Annotated in this window: 13 protein-coding genes and 1 pseudogene; 7 read left to right on the top strand and 7 right to left on the bottom strand. The window is 49.2% G+C overall.

Annotated elements, in window-relative coordinates:
* Positions 1-370 precede the first annotated feature (370 nt).
* Both C7B82_RS23335 and C7B82_RS23330 read right to left on the bottom strand, forming a co-directional pair.
* Positions 371-787, bottom strand: coding sequence for a YjdF family protein (locus C7B82_RS23335; protein WP_106259026.1), 417 nt, complete (start codon positions 785-787; stop codon positions 371-373).
* 757 nt (positions 788-1544) lie between these two features.
* Positions 1545-2255 (bottom strand): annotated as a pseudogene (locus tag C7B82_RS23330) (IS6 family transposase).
* A gap of 480 nt (positions 2256-2735) precedes the next feature.
* Between C7B82_RS23330 and C7B82_RS23325 the strand changes: the two are divergent.
* The 4 genes from C7B82_RS23325 (at position 2736) to C7B82_RS23310 (ending at position 8680) form a co-directional block, all read left to right on the top strand.
* Positions 2736-4310 (top strand): GMC oxidoreductase, encoded by a 1575-nt coding sequence (locus tag C7B82_RS23325; protein WP_106259024.1) that lies wholly within the window; start codon positions 2736-2738, stop codon positions 4308-4310.
* A gap of 65 nt (positions 4311-4375) precedes the next feature.
* Positions 4376-5182, top strand: coding sequence for a glucose 1-dehydrogenase (locus tag C7B82_RS23320; RefSeq protein ID WP_106259022.1), 807 nt, complete (start codon positions 4376-4378; stop codon positions 5180-5182).
* 2 nt (positions 5183-5184) lie between these two features.
* Entirely contained in the window at positions 5185-7875 is a 2691-nt protein-coding gene (locus C7B82_RS23315; protein ID WP_281259033.1) for an MGH1-like glycoside hydrolase domain-containing protein, read from the top strand.
* A complete protein-coding gene (locus tag C7B82_RS23310; RefSeq protein ID WP_106259021.1) occupies positions 7862-8680 on the top strand; it encodes an MIP/aquaporin family protein in 819 nt (272 codons plus the stop codon). The genes C7B82_RS23315 and C7B82_RS23310 overlap by 14 nt, the downstream gene beginning before the upstream one ends.
* 41 nt (positions 8681-8721) lie before the next feature.
* Here the strand turns inward: C7B82_RS23310 and C7B82_RS23305 are convergent, their stop codons facing one another.
* The 5 genes from C7B82_RS23305 to C7B82_RS23285 form a co-directional block, all read right to left on the bottom strand.
* Complete coding sequence (locus C7B82_RS23305) at positions 8722-8922, bottom strand: hypothetical protein (RefSeq protein WP_106259019.1); 201 nt, start codon at positions 8920-8922, stop codon at positions 8722-8724.
* A gap of 128 nt (positions 8923-9050) precedes the next feature.
* On the bottom strand, positions 9051-9188 hold the full coding sequence (locus tag C7B82_RS23300; protein ID WP_106259018.1) for a helix-turn-helix domain-containing protein: 138 nt from the start codon (positions 9186-9188) through the stop codon (positions 9051-9053).
* 442 nt (positions 9189-9630) lie between these two features.
* The gene (locus C7B82_RS23295) at positions 9631-10260 is read right to left on the bottom strand and encodes a response regulator (RefSeq protein ID WP_106259016.1); all 630 of its coding nucleotides are present in this window, start codon (positions 10258-10260) and stop codon (positions 9631-9633) included.
* A gap of 8 nt (positions 10261-10268) precedes the next feature.
* A complete protein-coding gene (locus C7B82_RS23290) occupies positions 10269-16283 on the bottom strand; it encodes an AAA family ATPase (RefSeq protein WP_106259014.1) in 6015 nt (2004 codons plus the stop codon).
* Positions 16284-16358: 75 nt separating this feature from the next.
* Positions 16359-16523, bottom strand: coding sequence for a hypothetical protein (locus tag C7B82_RS23285; RefSeq protein WP_219904659.1), 165 nt, complete (start codon positions 16521-16523; stop codon positions 16359-16361).
* Between C7B82_RS23285 and C7B82_RS35275 the strand changes: the two genes are divergently transcribed.
* From C7B82_RS35275 to C7B82_RS23270, 3 genes are all read left to right on the top strand, one after another.
* Positions 16522-17088 carry a Y-family DNA polymerase gene (locus tag C7B82_RS35275; protein WP_245940061.1) on the top strand — a complete coding sequence of 189 codons (567 nt, stop codon included), beginning with the start codon at positions 16522-16524 and terminating at the stop codon, positions 17086-17088. The genes C7B82_RS23285 and C7B82_RS35275 overlap by 2 nt on opposite strands.
* The gene (locus C7B82_RS23275; protein ID WP_106259011.1) at positions 17088-17552 is read left to right on the top strand and encodes a DUF6985 domain-containing protein; all 465 of its coding nucleotides are present in this window, start codon (positions 17088-17090) and stop codon (positions 17550-17552) included. The genes C7B82_RS35275 and C7B82_RS23275 overlap by 1 nt, the downstream gene beginning before the upstream one ends.
* 264 nt (positions 17553-17816) lie before the next feature.
* A complete protein-coding gene (locus tag C7B82_RS23270; RefSeq protein WP_106259010.1) occupies positions 17817-18140 on the top strand; it encodes a hypothetical protein in 324 nt (107 codons plus the stop codon).
* Positions 18141-18178: the final 38 nt, after the last annotated feature.

Raw genomic sequence — 18178 nt, 5'->3', positions numbered from 1 at the left:
CAGGTAAGCCATACTTCAACTTCAAAATTGGTTTTTAACGCCTATGATGTTCAAATCACCTGAATAAATTGACACCTCTCAATAATCAGTATTTTTACTGATTGAGCTAGAGTCATTTAAATCACCTAGCAAGAATGCAACCCTGTGAAATGTATAGATTATTTTGACAGTAGCCTATCTACCTTTTGAATTATTTCCGTTGTTGGAAATAATTTTTGTTGTATTGATTGCTAATGTAATTTGTTTTGAGATTAAAAGTCGAAATAATGCATAAAGAGCATGTAAAGATGTATATGCCAGTTTAAAGTTTCTGTGAAGTCAAGCTCTTTGCCATGCAGATGAACAAGCAATCGTGCTGTTTTTAGAGCAGTTACGCTTTCCCACGATGCCTTGCCTTCGCTTTCTGCCGCATTAATAGTCGTTTCTCTGCTTGTTTGGCTTCTGCTTCTGCTTTCGACTGCCGCTTAACGTCCTGTTTGCGGTGCTCAAACTCTTTCTGAAAAGCAATTTGAGCCATCGTTGAAAGGCCCCGAACGGCCATTTCTTTCGACACTTGCCGCGATCGCCGCTTTGGATTAATTGACTTACTTTCTGTGGGACTTAAGGTAACCGCAGAATGCGCTTGGTCAATCAATTCCGAAGCGCTGTTATTCAAAACAAATTCCAACACCTCAACATCACTTGGCTCTGCACCAAAGAGGTGTCGCCCCACTTTCAAGTAACCCTCTTGATCAAACTCGACAACGCCTTCCCAAAATTGACCATTGAACAGCACGGTCAGCTTCATGATTTCTCCTGAGTTTGGAGCAGCGAGTACGGCACAGCTAGCGATCGTGACGGAATGGAAAGAGGTAATTACTGCAAGAGAAAGCTGATGGTATGAGCGACTGTAAATGCTTATGTTGTCATGATTGTAATACCAATCCTTTGTAGCTACATAGAATAAAGCCTCCAGAATGAAACTAAAGAGGCTCTTGTGAGTGGAGAGGATGTCACTCCCTGCCTGGGGACAGTAGCACGAGATTTGCGATCGACGAGAGCAATCGCACTTGATGAAACGCTGTGAAGTTGAGCGGAACAGGCCGTTGAAGAACCAGAACGGTGGGGTATACCGCGATGTTTGAAAAACACGGGGGCTCATCTCCAGGTAAGGTCAGTGGAACAACCTCGTTTCGCGTCATGCATAGGTACTCAGCATGGAAAACGGACGCTGTATCCACTTCAACAACCTTAGCCTGGCTGACTCAAAACCTCCAGGACATTCAGCCACTTAAGTTGGCCACTTAAGGCTTGCTTCAACAATAACCAGAGCTGAAGCATAGAAGCCTTTCCAAACAACGCTTTCAGGTTTTCCAAGAAGCGCTCAATCCAGTCATTTGGTCAGTTAGCGAGTTAGATTACTTCTTTCGCGCCGCATGGTTAGCGCTAAAGCAACAGTTATAGCTACAGCCATACTGGTTAGGACGGGGTGCAGGGGTGGAACCCCTGGCGGTTGTGTCGCAAACTTTTTAAGGTGACAGACGATCTGCACCAATCGTCTTGTCTTAAGCACTTACTCCAAAGATTTCGCTGATGAACTTTGCTTGAGAGACGCTATCCCCTTGACTGATTCCTTTCACTTGCCCTTTTCGGATCATCTGCATCGCTTCAATCCCACGTAACGTTCTGCTCGCACTGTTGAAAGACTTCAAACCCATCATTGGCTTGACAATGCGCTTAATGTTGCGATGGTCGTGTTCAACAAGATGGTTGAAATACTTGCTCTGGCTCAATGCGGTCTCACCCGCGATCGTCTCCTCTGCCTTCAGCGTTTCCATTGCTGCTGGGTAAGCAGGATTTTTAGCGACGGTGATCACTCGTGGTGCTTGCGTGTGCTGGGCTTTGAGTACCTTGCGGCAAAAGCGTGCGGCTGCCTGACGATCCCGCTTGGCACTCAGCATGAAGTCAAGGGTGTTGCCTTTTGAGTCCACAGCTCGATCCAAATCTTGCCACTCACCTTTGATTTGGATATAAGTCTCGTCCACCCTCCAGGAATCGTTCGTCGGATGCAAATGGGGTGGAATGCGGTTGTCCACTTCTGGCGCATACTTCAACACCCATCGGTTGATCGTTGAGTGATCCACTTCGACTCCTTGCTCTGCCATCATCGCTTCCAGGTTCCGATCGCTTAAGGGCTAACGGCAAGACTACCGCACGTTCAGCAGGCTGATCTCTGGCAGAAAGTGACACCACTTAAACAGGGATTGGGAAGCCATTTTGGATGAGATGGGAGAAAATTGAGCCTCCCCAGCGTATCATGCTTGCGACAGAACCCGAAGTCCAGTGTGTATCGCTATCTGGATGGTACGAAGGTAGCCTCATCCGCACATTGAGACTCGGCCGTCTCAATGTGGAATATACCTTTTCGAGGGGTCATGCCAAAAATCCCGTCTACTACTGCTGCGACACAGCTGCTCATCAATGCTGATGTGACTGATCGCAGGTAAATCATCTCCGCCGCAACACGGATGACGGAGCTTTCCATACAATGGTGGCATGTATTTGCCTGTGAACACTTTCACCTGCCTTTAAAGCCTAACTCACCTGCTACTCAGAACCCTCTGGTAGCGTTATTGATGAAATTCGCATCAGCTCAACCAGTAGAAAGCTGGTCTGGAACCATGTGGCATTAGTGACTGAGACGGTTCTTTTGCCTGAGTTAGTAAGCAAAGCAACAAACAAGGAGGAGAGCGATCGTGGTCAGTGATGAGCAAGCTTATGACCTGATTATCATTGGTACAGGGGCCGGTGGCGGCACGTTGGCATACAAATTAGCCTCCACTGGCAAGAAAATTCTGATTCTGGAACAAGGGACTTACTTACCCAAAGAAAAGGCAAACTGGAGTGCCACTGAAGTGTATGTCAAAGAGCGCTACCATACGTCAGACCACTGGTATGACAGCACTGGGAAAGCCTTTCGCCCGCAAATGAGCTACTGGGTAGGGGGCAATACCAAAGTGTATGGTGCGGCTCTGCTGCGCTTACGAGAGCAAGATTTTGAGGCGGTGGAACATTGTGACGGCATTTCGCCTGCCTGGGCACTCAAATACGCCGATTTTGAACCTTACTACACTCAGGCGGAGACCCTTTACGATGTGCATGGCAAGCAGGGTGAAGACCCCACGGAACCACCCCGCAGTAGCGAGTATGCCTATCCTCCTGTTAACCATGAGCCGCGTATGCAGCAGCTTTCTGAGGCGATCGCCCAACAAGGCTTACATCCCTTCCATCTGCCGCTGGGATTGAAGCTCAATGAGGTCGATCGCACCCTCAGTACGTGTATTCGTTGTGATACGTGCGATGGTTTTCCTTGTCTGCTTCACGCTAAGGCGGATGGAGAAGTGAATGGGATTGAACCAGCGCTGGAATTTCCCAACGTGACGCTTAAAACCGAGGCGAAAGTGTTACGTCTGCACACAAGCGAATCGGGTCGAGCGATTACAGGTGTCGAAACTGAAATGGGTGGAGAGACTCACCTGTTCCGGGGTGACATTGTGGTGGTTGCCTGTGGCGCGATCAATTCGGCAGCACTGCTGTTGCGATCGGCAAACGACCAGCATCCAACGGGACTTGCCAACCGTTCTGATCAAGTTGGGCGCAATTTAATGAAACACCTGACGACCGCAATGGTGCAGCTCAGTGTCACGCCCAATCCAGATGTGTATCAAAAAACCATTTGCCTGAACGATTTCTACTGGGGCGAACCGGATTTTCCGTACCCTATGGGCGAAGTGCAGAACACGGGTAACGTGCTCGGAGATATGATCCCAGCCGGAGCGCCGCCCTTGCTGGCTCCCCTGGCAAAATTGGTGCCCGGTTTTGGACTACAGCAAATTGCCAACCACTCGACAGGATGGTGGCTGCAAACGGAGGATTTACCTGATCCTAACAATCGAGTATGGGTCGACGGAGATAAATTGCACTTAAACTACACGCCTAATAATACCGAAGCTCGCGATCGCCTGATCCATCGCTGGACAGAGGTCTTGAAGGCGATCGACAAAGGTGCCGAAAATGTGCGACTGCACCACGGCATTTATCCGCGCAACAACACAGGCATTCAGGTGGTGGGGCATCAGTGCGGCACCTGTCGCTTTGGCGAAGACCCCACCACATCGGTACTGGATCTCAATTGCCGCACCCATGACATTGACAATCTGTATGTGGTGGACGGCAGCTTCTTTCCATCAAACTCTGGCGTCAACCCGACGTTGACCATTATTGCAAATGCGCTGCGAGTGGGTGACCATTTGATCGATCGTTTGAAGTAGCCAGGAATGGTAAGCGCTCATAGCCCAATGCCATCACTCAAAACTCAAAACTAATCAGGAAACCTATGAAACTCGACGGTAAAGTAGCCTTGGTCACTGGCAGTAGTCAGGGCATTGGACAAGCCATTGCCATCCGCATGGCTCAAGAAGGTGCCGATGTGGTGATTAATTACCGCTCTAATCCAAAAGGTGCGGAAGAAACGCTGGAGAAAGTCAAAACAGCAGGTGGTGGTCGTTGCCACATGGTCGAGGGGCACTGTGACTCAGTCGAAGGTCTGACTGTACAGGCAGATCTGGGCACGATCGCGGATGTGCAGCGTATGGTTGCAGATAGCATTGCCCATTTTGGCAAACTGGATATCCTGGTGAATAATGCCGGAATCGAGAAAAATGCTGACTTCTGGGACGTGACCGAAGCGGATTATGATGCGGTCTTGAACGTTAATCTCAAAGGAGTCTTCTTTGCAACCCAAGCCCTTGTGAAGCATTTGAGAGAAGCGAACCGTCCTGGCAAAATCATTAATATCAGCTCAGTCCATGAAGAACTACCCTTTCCTCACTTTGCTGCTTACTGTGCGAGCAAAGGTGGATTGAAGATGCTGACGCGCAATTTGGCGATCGAACTTGCCCCGCTTGGAATCACCATTAATAATGTGGCTCCAGGGGCGATCGAAACACCCATCAACACCAAACTCCTGAATGATCCCCAAAAGTTGGGCGCACTGTTACAGAACATTCCACTAGGGCGCTTGGGGAAACCGGGTGATGTGGCGTCGATGGTTGCGTTTCTGGCATCCGAGGAAGCCGATTATGTAACGGGCACAACCTTCTTTGTGGATGGTGGTTTGCTCTGGAACTATCAGGAGCAGTAGTAATGATGACTCCAGAAGAACAGCGATTGCAGGAAGATCGGGAACGCACTGCTTATTGGAAGCGGTGGGGACCCTATGTGAGTGAGCGGCAGTGGGGCACGGTGCGCGAAGACTACAGCCCGTATGGCTCTGCCTGGGATTATTTTCCACATGAACAGGCACGATCGCGGGCATACCGTTGGGGTGAAGATGGCATCGCGGGCATTTCGGATAGCCGTCAGCGCTTGTGTTTTGCGATCGCTCTGTGGAATGGCAACGATCCCATTTTGAAAGAGCGCTTATTTGGTTTAACGGGTAGTGAAGGGAATCATGGCGAAGATGTCAAAGAGTACTACTTTTATTTAGACAGTACGCCCACTCATTCCTACATGAAATGCCTGTATAAATACCCTCAGCAGGCATTTCCCTACACACAGTTGGTAGAAGAAAATCGTCGCCGGGGCAAATTTGAACCCGAATTTGAACTGTTGGATACAGGGGTTTTCGCAGACAATCGCTATTTTGATGTCTTCGTGGAATATGCGAAAGCCACACCCGAAGATCTTTTGATCCAGGTGACGATCGCCAACCGAGGCTCCGAAACCGCTACCCTGCATCTCCTACCCACCCTCTGGTTTCGTAACCTGTGGGATTGGCAGCCTGAGATGGAAGTCCCCTTCATTAAAGTCATTGCTGATACACCAGTGAGCGTGCTGGAAGCCGACCATCCCACGCTGGGTACTCACTGGCTCTACTGTGAACCGGGCGCAGAGTTGCTCTTGACCAACAACGAAACGAATTACGAACGGCTGTTTGGCACGAGCAATCCATCACCCTATGTCAAAGACGGTATCAACGATTATCTGGTGCATGGTAAGCAGCATGCGATTAATGTCGATCGCATCGGCACCAAATTTGCAGCCCGTTACCCCTTAACGTTCGCACCAGGAGAAACCAAAACCATCCGCCTACGGTTGTCTGATCAACAAACATTAAGTGATCCATTGGGTGCTGCTTTTGATGCTATTTTCCACACTCGCAAACAAGAAGCGGATGAGTTCTACCATCGCCTTTGTCCCTTTCCGATGTCGGAGGCAGAGCGCAACATTCAGCGACAGGCGTTTGCGGGACTGTTGTGGAGCAAGCAATATTACAACTATGTGGTGCATGACTGGCTGCATGGCGATCCCAACCAACCACCGCCGCCACCCGAACGGAAGGCAGGACGCAACCGCGACTGGACAAATTTGTTCAGTGAAGATATTCTTTCCATGCCTGACAAATGGGAATATCCCTGGTTTGCGGCATGGGATCTGGCATTCCATCTTATTCCGTTAGTGGTGCTTGACCCAGACTTTGCCAAATTGCAGCTGGATCGCCTCACCCGTGAATGGTATATGCAGGCAAACGGTCAACTGCCTGCCTATGAGTGGGCGTTTAGTGATGTGAATCCCCCAGTGCATGCGTGGGCAGCGTTACGGGTCTATCAGGTCGAGCAAAAGTTTTATGGTCGCAGCGATCGCCAATTTCTCGAACGCGTCTTCCATAAGCTGCTGCTGAATTTTACCTGGTGGGTCAACCGCAAAGATATGGAAGGCAACAACGTCTTTCAGGGCGGCTTTCTGGGGCTGGATAACATTGGGGTGTTCGATCGCAGCAAAGAATTACCCACTGGCGGCTATCTGAATCAAGCCGATGGGACGAGCTGGATGGGGATGTATTGTTTGAACATGCTGGCGATCGCGCTGGAACTGGCGAAAGAAGACAATGCCTACGAAGATATTGCCAGCAAGTTCTTTGAGCATTTTCTCTACATTGCGGATGCCATTGATGGCATTGGCGATACGAAGATTGCCCTGTGGGATGATGAAGATGGCTTCTACTACGATGCGCTGCACTTACCAGATGGGCGTCAGTTTCCACTAAAAGTGCGATCAATGGTGGGCTTAATCCCGCTCTTTGCCGTGACGGTGCTGGAATTAGACACGCTCAAGCAGTTTCCTGGCTTCCAGCGACGGATGAATTGGTTTATCCGCAATCGTCCCGAACTGAAGAATAAAGTGGCGTGTATGGAAACGCCCGGGATGGGAGCCAGACGCCTGCTGGCGATCGTCTATGGCGCAAAGCTTAAGCGCGTCTTGAGGTACCTGCTGGATGAAAACGAGTTTCTTAGCCCTCACGGCATTCGGGCGCTCTCTAAAGTTCATCTAGAGCAGCCCTACACATTACATGAAGGCAATAATGATTACTGCGTGCGCTATGAGCCTGCCGAATCGACTACGGGTCTGTTTGGCGGCAATTCTAACTGGCGCGGTCCCATCTGGTTTCCGGTGAATTATCTCATCATTGAGGCGCTCTGGCGCTTCTACGAGTATTTTGGCGATGAGTTCAAAGTGGAATGTCCGATTGGGTCTGGACAGGAAATGACGCTGCGAGAAGTCGCGATCGAGCTGTCCCGTCGCTTAGTCACCATCTTCGAGCCAGATGAAGCGGGCAAACGTCCCGTTTATGGCAATCTGGACGTCTTCCAAACCGATCCATATTGGAAAGATCTCATTCTGTTCCACGAATATTTTCATGGGGACAATGGTGCGGGTCTGGGAGCCAGCCATCAAACGGGTTGGACGGGTCTGGTCGCTGCCATGATTCTACAGAATGTGGAACATCGGACTGTCAACCGCGACACACCGGGAGGTCAGCATGGAGACCCTTAAAAAGCATCTGCCAGAATACCTGATGGAAGCCGCAGAACTTGGTCTTTTTATGGTTTCGGCTGGTGTGTTTACAATCTTGTTTGAGTCTCCCAGCTCCCCTGTGCATCAGGCGATCGCCAATGCCGATCTACGCCGCTTTTTGATTGGGGTGGCAATGGGAACAACTGCGATCGCGCTCATCTATTCTCCGTGGGGCAAACAATCCGGTGCCCATATGAATCCAGCGATTACGCTCACGTTTTACCGTGCTGGTAAAGTCAAGCGCCAGGATGCGATCTTTTACATCTTGTTTCAATGTCTGGGTGGCTTGGCTGGCGTTTCTTTGGTAGCGTTGCTCTTTGGCAACCTGTTTACACAACCACCTGTTAACTACGTTGTCACCGTGCCGGGTTGGTTGGGTTGGATGGGCGCAGTGCTGGGTGAATTAGTGATTGCCTTCATCATGATGATGATGGTTTTGTTGACCAGTAACCACAAGAAGCTCAATCCCTACACGGGTCTCTTTGCGGGCTGTTTGGTGATGCTCTACGTCACCTTTGAAGCCCCCCTTTCCGGCTTCGGCATGAACCCTGCTCGCAGTTTTGCCTCAGCGCTGCCAGCCCAGAACTGGACAGCCTTCTGGCTATATGTCTGTGTGCCACCAATGGGTATGGCTTCAGCGTCCGCACTATACCAATCTTGGTTCGGACGCAGAGCCATGAAGTGTGCCAAACTGCATCATGCAAACCACAAACGCTGTATTTTTCGCTGTAACTATCAGCAGCAGGAGCTGATTAACCTGAGCGATCGTCTCCTCAAACCTTGACCTTAAAAGGCGATCGATCAACTCGTGCAACAGGATGACCATCAGTCGTTGCGTTGCTGTTTCATGCGGCTTAAGCGCTCGTGGTCGAGCAACCATTGTTTGCGTGCAAGTTCCCCACTATAACCCGTTAACTTGCTATGACGAAACCAGCTTGGATTATCCAGGCTCGTTGCTGTACTGCTGAGTCGATCGCTCATTGTCTGCTGTGAAAGCACATTTGCTTGCTGCCAGGTTTGATTCAATACCTGCGCTCTGGTGTTACCAGTAACGTCTGTTCGCAGGGTTTGTGTGTGCCATCCATCAGGGCAGTCGCTTCCAGCAAACTAATCTGCCGGGGTTCGCCGGTCAACGTATAGCCGTCACGGGCTCCTCACTGGCTGTGAACCATACCGCCGCGCCGTAGAATGGTCAAAATTTGTTCCAAGTAGCGCTCGGTGATGGCATGTCTGGCAGGGATGCTGCTAATTGTCAAGGGATGCTGCGGGTCCGCATGGTTCGCCAGTGCCAAGAGCTTGCTGCTGCATAGTCACAAAGAATCTACTGTCTGGCTCCAATTCGCCACCACATTCAAACGATCGTCCCTGCTCTTGCATGACATCAGTAGGGGGTTGAGCCGAGATACGTGCGATTTTTGGTCATATCGCTTGAAACGTAAACTAGATAGGCATTTTAGCCTTTTCGCTTCTAGTCCTGACCACTGAAAGCCTTGTCTAATGAAGGTTTGGACTATTTTGGCCTTTGTACTAATGCAAGACGACTAGTACACGGCCTAATTTCTGCTTGATTCGTCGCCCGAAACCCGCATTCTACCGTCGCCCTTCTGCTCGAACAGCAGCTATCCGACAAAAATAGCTATGTTGTGAGCCAAACGCTGAAAGCCTTACTCAGCAAAACTTTAGTACCCATATGATAAACTTTCGCACGTATCTCGGCTCAATGCCAAGTACAGCTTATAAACTGACAAGCCCGCGTTTAACCGCAACAATGACGGCTTGAGTGCGATCGCTCACGCCCAGCTTGCTTAACAGTCGATTGATGTGCGATTTGACGGTGCTTTCGCCGATAGTTAAAGCGATCGCGATGTTGGCATTACTCATCCCCTGCGCCATCAAGTGGAGTACTGCTAGCTCCCGTTCACTCAGTTCCGGATGGCTCATCCGTTGCAATAGTTTTGCGCCAACGGCTGGTGGCACATACTTTTGACCACTATGAATAGTGCGAATCGCATTCAAAAGCTCGTTGGGTTTAGCATCCTTAAGTAGATAGCCTTGAGCACCCGCCTGCAAGCCGCGATAGATATCTTCATCACCATCGTAAGTTGTGAGTACCGCAATCCGAGCCTGCTTAAATGCAGCACAGATTGCCGTAATAGCCTCCACCCCTCCCATTTGAGGCATGGATAAATCCATCAGCGTGACATCAGGTTGATAGTCCCGAAAGCGGTCGATCGCCTGCTGCCCATCTTCAGCTTGAGCGATCACTGTCATTTCTGGATCACGGTTAATAATGGTTGCCAATCCCTTTCTGACAATGGCATGATCATCAACAATCAGCACCCGAATTGTAGTAGCTTGGCTCATCGTGATGCTCACTCTCGATTTACAGTGACAACAATTTCTGTTCCCTGCCCCAGTTGGCTCTGAATTGTCAGTTGTGCGCCTATTTGTTCTGCACGCTCGCTCATGCCCAGTAAGCCAAAGCCGCTACCTGATGGGATACTACCCACACTAAAACCCCGTCCATTATCTTTAATACGCAAAAGACATTGCGCCGCTTCATACACCAACTCAACTCTAATTTCGCCAGCATCCGCGTATTTGATGGCATTGGTTAAGGCTTCCTGTCCCATCCGTAGCAGGTGATTTTCTACTTCGGTAGGCAACGAATAGATCGTGCCTTTACTTTCGTAGATCACAGTCGTATCAGTAGTAGCTCTCATCTGAATTACGAGACGCTGAAGGGCACTCTGTAAATTGCCCTCTTCCAAGAGCTGGGGACGGAGTGCTGCGACTGATCGACGTGCCTCTGCCAGCCCAGCGCGTGCCAATTCATCAATCATTTCCAGCATCTCCACATGTTCCTGCGTGACGTTCAAGTCATCTGCCAGTACTTGTGTCGCCGCTCCGACCTGGAGCAAAATACCCGTGAAGGATTGAGCGAGCGTATCATGAATTTCGCGCGCCATCCGGTTACGTTCTTCCAGAATGGAAGCATGCTCGGCACACAGTGCAGCGTTTCGCTGTTCGCTAATATCAAGCATCACCCCCAACATCCGCACGGGCTGTCCAGTTGCGTTATAAATGCCTCGGCCTCTGGCAATCAACCAATGGACATTACCATCTGGGTAAACTACTCGATATTCAGTTTCATAATCGGTATGGGTTGCCAGAGCTGCTGCTATAGCTTGCTCAACCCAAGGAAGATCTTCTGGATGAACGCGATCGCGCCATGCCTGATAGCTGCTCTCAACTTCACCGGGAACCAACCCCAGTAGTCGGACATGGTGATCGTTCCACTCTATTGTCTCCTCCACGATATTCCAGTCCCAAGTGCCAATATAACTAACGTCCATAGCTAGTCTGCGCTGTTCTTCACTCTGTCGCAGGGCGGACTCAACGCGATGGCGCTCTTCAATCTCCTGAGACAGGAGCAACGTTCGCTCAGTGACTTGTTGTTCCAATATTTGGTTATAATCGGCTAATAGTTTCTCTGCTTGTTTGCGCTCTGTGATGTCTTGAAACGCAACGATCCCATAAACAACATTGCCCTGCTCATCAAACACAGGAGTGCCCCACACTTCAACCGGAATGGTTGCATTGTTCTGCCGAATATCGATATCATCAACCGTGGCATGCTCGCCGCTCAACGCCTGAATGACTGGCAGTCTCTCTGTCGGATAGATTTGATTTGTTCCGGTCACATAGAATTGATAAGCCTCAGCAATTTGATCGGGTGGGATAGAAGGATCAATCCCTTTGCCCATGAGTTGAATGCCCCGTTGATTGGCGTAATAAGGGCGACCTGCTGCATCGACTATGCCAATTCCCACTGGAATTGCTTCGAGAAATTGAGTCATCTGACTTTCGCTAGCGCGGAGCTTTGAGTAGAGTTTGGCATTTTCGATCGCAATCGCTGCCTGAGTCGATAGTAAATGCAAAACTTGCGATCGCTCTGGTGTAAAGACTCCAGTCACCGATTGGTTCTCTAGATAGAGCACGCCGACGAGCTTACTTTGATTCAGCAGTGGCAAACAGAGAAGCGAGCGGGTCTGGTTGCGTTGGATGTAGGGGTCATTAATGAAATTGCCTTCACGAGTCGCATCATTTAAGAGGATAGATTTATGAGTCCTAATGACATAGTGAATAATTGATTCTGGTAAACAATTTGCTGTTGGGATGGATTGCAGCACCCGTGTTACACAGCCATTCTCATCATCATTGAATTCACAGGCAGCCTCGATCGCCCATTCTCCTGAGTTTTCCAAAAGCAGACATCCGGTTTGTGCACCAGCATTCTCGATTAGGATCTGCATCAAAGAACGGAGCAACTGATTCAGTTCAATTTCACTCGAAATTGCCTGGGATGCTTTCAGTACCGTCGTCAAATCAAAAGCGATAAGTGAAGTGCTAGAAGTGGTTCCAAAAGCCGTATGAATTGGCGTGGAAGCTACGCTGGATGACGGAGGGAAAAACTGTGGATAACGAGTCTCTAAATCTTTGACCTTCGCCGTTGCGCCCCAGCGTTCATAGCAATAGTGAGCTTCTTTCATATAGGTTTGAGCAATTTTTGACCTGCCACGCTCTAGATAAAACTTAGCAGCTAATTCATAGGCTAAAGCTTCTTCTTGGATATATTTATTTTCCTTCGCCCCCTGGATCGCTTGTTCAAAAAACGCTTCTGCCTCAAGTAACTGACCCAAGACTCGTGCCTTCTCTGCCTCAACTAAATGATACTTATGCAAACAGTTCATTGGCGCAGAATGTGACCATTGCTTCATTTTCTCTTGTCTAACCGCAACTTTTTTCAGAACTTCCTGCTGCGCTTGGACATTACTTTCAGGATAAGCTGCGAGCCTTGCTAGCGAATCATAGAGATTGTATAGTGGTACAAGAGGTAGTGCTGCAACATAGCTCAAATGACCTTCCGCTACGACTGAGCTTTCAACGGCTTGAGTGTACTTAGAAAATAGATAGTTCAGGAAAAGCTTGTTGAAATAAACTTTGAAGATTGAGTTTCTATCATTTGCAGCTTGAAGTCGTGGTAGTTCAGTCTCTTCATTGTAGAATTCGCCCATTAGACGAGTTGAATTGCTCGAATTCCCCATCAAGCTTGAGACAGTTTGTTGGAATATTTGAATCCAGTTGAGTGCTATTTCATGCTTAATTTGACGGATTGCTTCACTGTATGTGCTCATCACGCGCTCAACATACATGAGTTCTTTTCCGATCACCAGGGCTTGGAAGCAGTAATTATAAGCACTGTAGGCAGCAAACTCAAAATCCCCCGTTTCTAGTCCGCCCTGATAGGCTTCTAGTAAAGGCTTCAAAAGTTCTCTATTATGTTCTTTCCAGTGGATGATGAAGTTGCTTATGATGTTCAAAGTTCTAGCTTTAAGGGAATGGACGTTCGACCGTGACAATATCCCTAAACCAAGTTGCCCAAACTGGTAGGCAGACTCAATGTTTCTGCCCCTTCCACAAAGAGCCATTCCAAAGATGGCATAGGCAAAAGAAGACACAAACGTATTACCATACTGAATTGACATGGTGACCTGTTTAGCTGCAAGGAGAGGCATCAGATCAGGTGCAGCAATATAAGCCGCAATCGAAATTCCAGATAAAATTCGCATCGCCGCCAATTTGTCTGGTTCGGTCATTTCTGGCAAATGGATTAAATCCTCAATTGATTTCTCGGCAAAGAGAGATGTGATTGTGTCTATCTGAAGGCGAATATCTGATTGACTGGGTGTTTCAGGAAAACTAATTCCTAGTTGCTGCAAAACTTGCAATGCCGTATCAATTGCTTTTAATGGCTGGTTCTGTGCCATATTGAGTTGAATTTTGACTTCGTAAACTTTTACGGTATCGAGAACCGTCTTGGCTTCTTGTAGAACGACTTCTGCCCACTGTTCTACATCTTTAAACTCACCACGTAAATAGGCGACTTCTGTTGCTTTTGAATACAACTCTAATGTCAGATCATAGTTTGTTAGCCAGCTAGAGGCTGCTAGCCATTCTCTGCCTGTCGCTAAATAGTTTTTTGCCGTGCCATAAGCGATCGCGGCTTTTGCTTTCTGACCTGCCAATAGATTCAGTTTGGCAATTTCATCTCGTTCTGCCTGATCGGTAATTAGCTCAATTCCATAATTAAGATGATCCACAATTTCAAATAGACGATCTGATAGTCGCTCTGGTAAGGTCTTTTCGAGCAGATCGTGACCGATTTGAAGATGAACAACCTGTTTCTGCGACTCATCAATTAAGGCATAGGCGGCTTGTTGCACGCGATCGTGCAAGAACTTATACTCCTGAACTAACAAGTTCTCATCTAATTCGGAGAGAGGCTGAATCAATCCAGCTTGTACTGCTGTCAGTAAAGCCCCAAAAATCGCTTTAGGGGCTTGCTCACAAACGATCGCTAATGTCTCCAAATCAAATTCAGCGCCGATACAAGCGGCTAACCGGAGGATTTGCTGCGTGACCGCTGGTAGTTTCTTCAACTTAGTCAGCAGCAACTCCACCACATTAGCAGTGATGTTTTGGGCTTGAATCTGCGCCATGTTCCACTGCCAGCTTCGCTGCTCAGCCTTAAAGGTCAACCAATGTTCGCTATGCAGCATCCGCAAAAATTCGTTGACAAAGAAAGGGTTTCCCTCGGTTTTACACAGCACCAACTCAGCTAAAGCACGAACGGAGTCAACATCCCGATGTAGTGTCTCAGCAAGCAACTGGCTTAACGGCTCCAGCCTTAAGGGTGCCAGAACAATCTCCTGAAGCACTGCCCCCTGTTGGCGTAACCGCTCCAGCGTTAGTGCCAGTGGGTGGGTTGGCTTTACTTCATGATCTCGATACGCTCCAATTAAAAAAAGAGATTGGGCTTGCTCATCCAGCATAATGAGCTCAATTAACTTGAGTGTTGCTGAATCCGCCCACTGTAAGTCGTCTAGAAAGAGTACAAGCGGATGTTCCTTTGAGCAAAACACCCGAACAAAATGCTGAAAGACTCGATTGAAACGATTTTGAGCTTCTGTTGCGCCGACATCGGTTATGGGCTGCTGCTTGCCAATAATTAGCTCAACTTCCGGAATCACGTCAATGATGAGTTGCCCATTGCTTCCCAACGCTGTTAGAAGTTGCGATCGCCACTGCTGGACCTGTTCCTCTGGCTCACCCAGCAATTGCTGTACCAATTTTTGTAGGGCTTGGGCGATCGCGCTATAGGGAATATTGCGCTGAAATTGGTCAAACTTACCCGAAATAAAATAGCCACGCTTTGCCGTGATGGGTTTATAAAGTTCCTGCACCAATGCCGATTTACCAATGCCAGCATAGCCAGAAACGAGCAGCATTTCTGAAGATGCAGGGAGATGGGGACGCGGGGACACGGAGACAATTTTACTCCCCATCTTCCCATTATTTCCCGCTGCGACTCTATCAAACGCTGCCAATAACGTTTTAATCTCTGCCTCGCGCCCATATAGCTTCTGAGGAATTTGAAACTGCTCCGAAATGTCTTGAAGCCCCAGTTGAATGGGATCAATCTGACCACTTTCTTCTAATTGGTGAGCACAGAATTCTAAATCCGCTTTAATGCCCCAAGCAGTTTGATAACGATCCTCCGCATTTTTCGCCATTAGTTTCAGAATCATGTCTGAAACAGGTTGAGGGATGCCTGCATTCAGCTCATGAAGCGGAATTGGTTGTTTGGCAAGATGACAATGGACTAGTTCCAGCATGTCCATTGTGGGAAACGGCAGTTGTCCGGTGAGCAGTTGGTAGAACGTGACACCTAGCGAGTAAAAATCGGTACGGTAATCGAGCAAGCGGCTCATGCGCCCGGTTTGCTCTGGAGACAGGTAGGCGAGAGTTCCTTCTAAATCATGTAGGCTTCTATACGATGGATTCGTGCGGTTAAAGCGGGTGGAAATCCCAAAATCAATAATTTTGACAATGCCAGTCTCTGGATTGAAAACAATATTGCCAGGATTAATATCTTTATGAATGATATTGGCAGCATGGATGCTGCCTAGAATCTCTGTCAAGTTGATGGCAAGCGGGAGAAATCTGGCTAAGGGCATTGGACAGAAGTCTGAGCGTTGCTGCATCCATCGCTCTAGAGACTCTCCACCAAAGTCTTCTAAAAGGATCACGAGCGTGCGTTGATAGTCCTGCTGGCTGTACGCCTTGATTACGCCTTCCAGCTTGAGGGAGCAGGTAATGGCATATTCCTGTCTATAGCGGGTAATTTCTTGAGGAGAGGGATAATCTTGTTTGAGCAGTTTGATGACAACTGCCAGCCCATCGTCTCTTCTGCCTCGATACACCAGAGAGGCTGAGCTTTCGTAGATCGTGTCTTGGATAGCAATACCAGGCAGAGCAATCATAGAGCTTCTCTGGGGGAGTCTGGGGTGGCGTACTCCAAACTATAGAAGACTCATCCCAATTTTCAAAGCAGTACGTTACAGCAAGGTGGGTCGCAAATCACGGTTGGGAATGTCAGTAATGTGGGCTTTGACATCTCTCAAGAGACTGCGATGAGACGGCACGTGCAACAATGTCCAACTAAATAGCTTGAAGCCAGAACCATTAAAGCATTGCGCCATCCACTGTCCGGCGATCGCCATGCCTAAGCTCGTCGCGATCGCCTGCACGCCAAACTGCAGACGCTGCTATCTGAACCCACGCCGACGCACCCAACGATCAACAGTGTTGGGCAATATTGAGAGCGGGGTGGCAGTAGAGACTATACAAGCTGTCATGGAATGGCTCTTTGCTAGCCTCATGAACGCTGGCTACTATGGACAGTCGCACTTGTACTGGCTACATCCTCAAGTAGAGTCAGCGCAGAATCGGGAACTTCAGCAATGCCATCAACGGGGTGAGCCTGTCTTGGGTTATTGCTGTCGGTCTTCCTACCGTGCCAGTCATGCCTACGATCACTCCAGGCGAGCGGCTAAACTGGAGTCGCAAACTGAAAGCAACCCGTTTGGCGACACGATGGTGGTGCAGCGTAAGATCATCCACATCGACATGGATGCCTTTTTTGCCTCCGTGGAGCAGCGTGATGACCCGCAGTACCGAGGCAAGCCCATTGTCGTGGGCGGTAGACCGATGACGTACAAGGAAGACCCCTTGAGCAACGTCTGTGAAGGCGTGACGGATGATGTTTTGCTTGTGAGGGACTCATGATGACACTCCACGATAGCGATTTTGGTCCGATGCACTTCGACGGCTCCCATTGGAGGCTTGAACGTCGTGTGCGTTTCAATGGTGTGGATATACCTGTGCAGATCGAACCTGAGGACGCTGACACACGCACACTGTCGTCAGTGCAACGTGAAGCGGTACAGCTTGCACTAACATTACCGCCCGATGTACTCGTCTTGGCGGCACCAGCCGTCGTGCAAAATTATGAGGTGTATCGTGACCTGATCGGCGATGAGGCGATGCCACTCTTGTCAGCGTCGATCGACGTGTGGCAAGCGGTGCAACCGTCGTATATTGAAGTGCCGCCGCACGGGGAGATTACGACACCAACCTTTCTGCTGTTCGCCGAATGCGACTGGGATGTTGAACATGGTCTAGTGGTGCGTTTTCGCAATGGGCACGCCGATGCCTCCAGTCAGCAAGGTGAACTTGGCTTGGAAGGGTGACACACCCAACCGACCGCGTGTTGTTGATCGACGTGCCGTCTGTTTTGCCCACAGAACCAAGAGAGCAGACATACTCTTGCACACAGCGCGAAACCGCTCTAAAACCCCAACGTGCGTATAGTCGGTCAGGAGCGTTAACATGTGTAGCAGCGGGCTAAGAGGTGGCTTCCTTCTACATCCTGTGAACTTCAGCCACCTCACTTTCCCGCCCTCGTAGCCGCGTACTGAGCTGTGCAGGGCTACGAACTTTTGAGGGGGACAAGGATGAGTCAACGCCTGCTAAACACGATCACCTTACGGCGTACACAACTTCTAGTCACAGACTGTGCCATTGAACGCTCTGATCTAAGTTCACAGCCGCCCGTGGTGACAGCAAAGCCAGTACTCGGCAACATCCTCAAGCTGGAACTGGGGACACTAGGCTTCCGGCTGACGAACCCAGAGGTGTTTCAAACGATCGCTCGTGATGACTTTAACCGTGCGATCGAGACCCTGAAGGAGATGAGAGGTGGTGACGTGCCATACGTGCCACTGTTCCTCGGTTTCCCCAACGAAGTCATCATGCACTGCGTGCACCACCACGCATGAAAATATGGTAGATTCACGCCCAAGACTGACCTTGAGGT

The sequence above is a fragment of the Stenomitos frigidus ULC18 genome, from assembly GCF_003003795.1.
Classification (GTDB): Bacteria; Cyanobacteriota; Cyanobacteriia; order Leptolyngbyales; family Leptolyngbyaceae; genus Stenomitos; species Stenomitos frigidus_A.
Note: the sequence above shows the minus strand (reverse complement) of the source record. Positions and strands in the feature narration are given on the sequence as shown.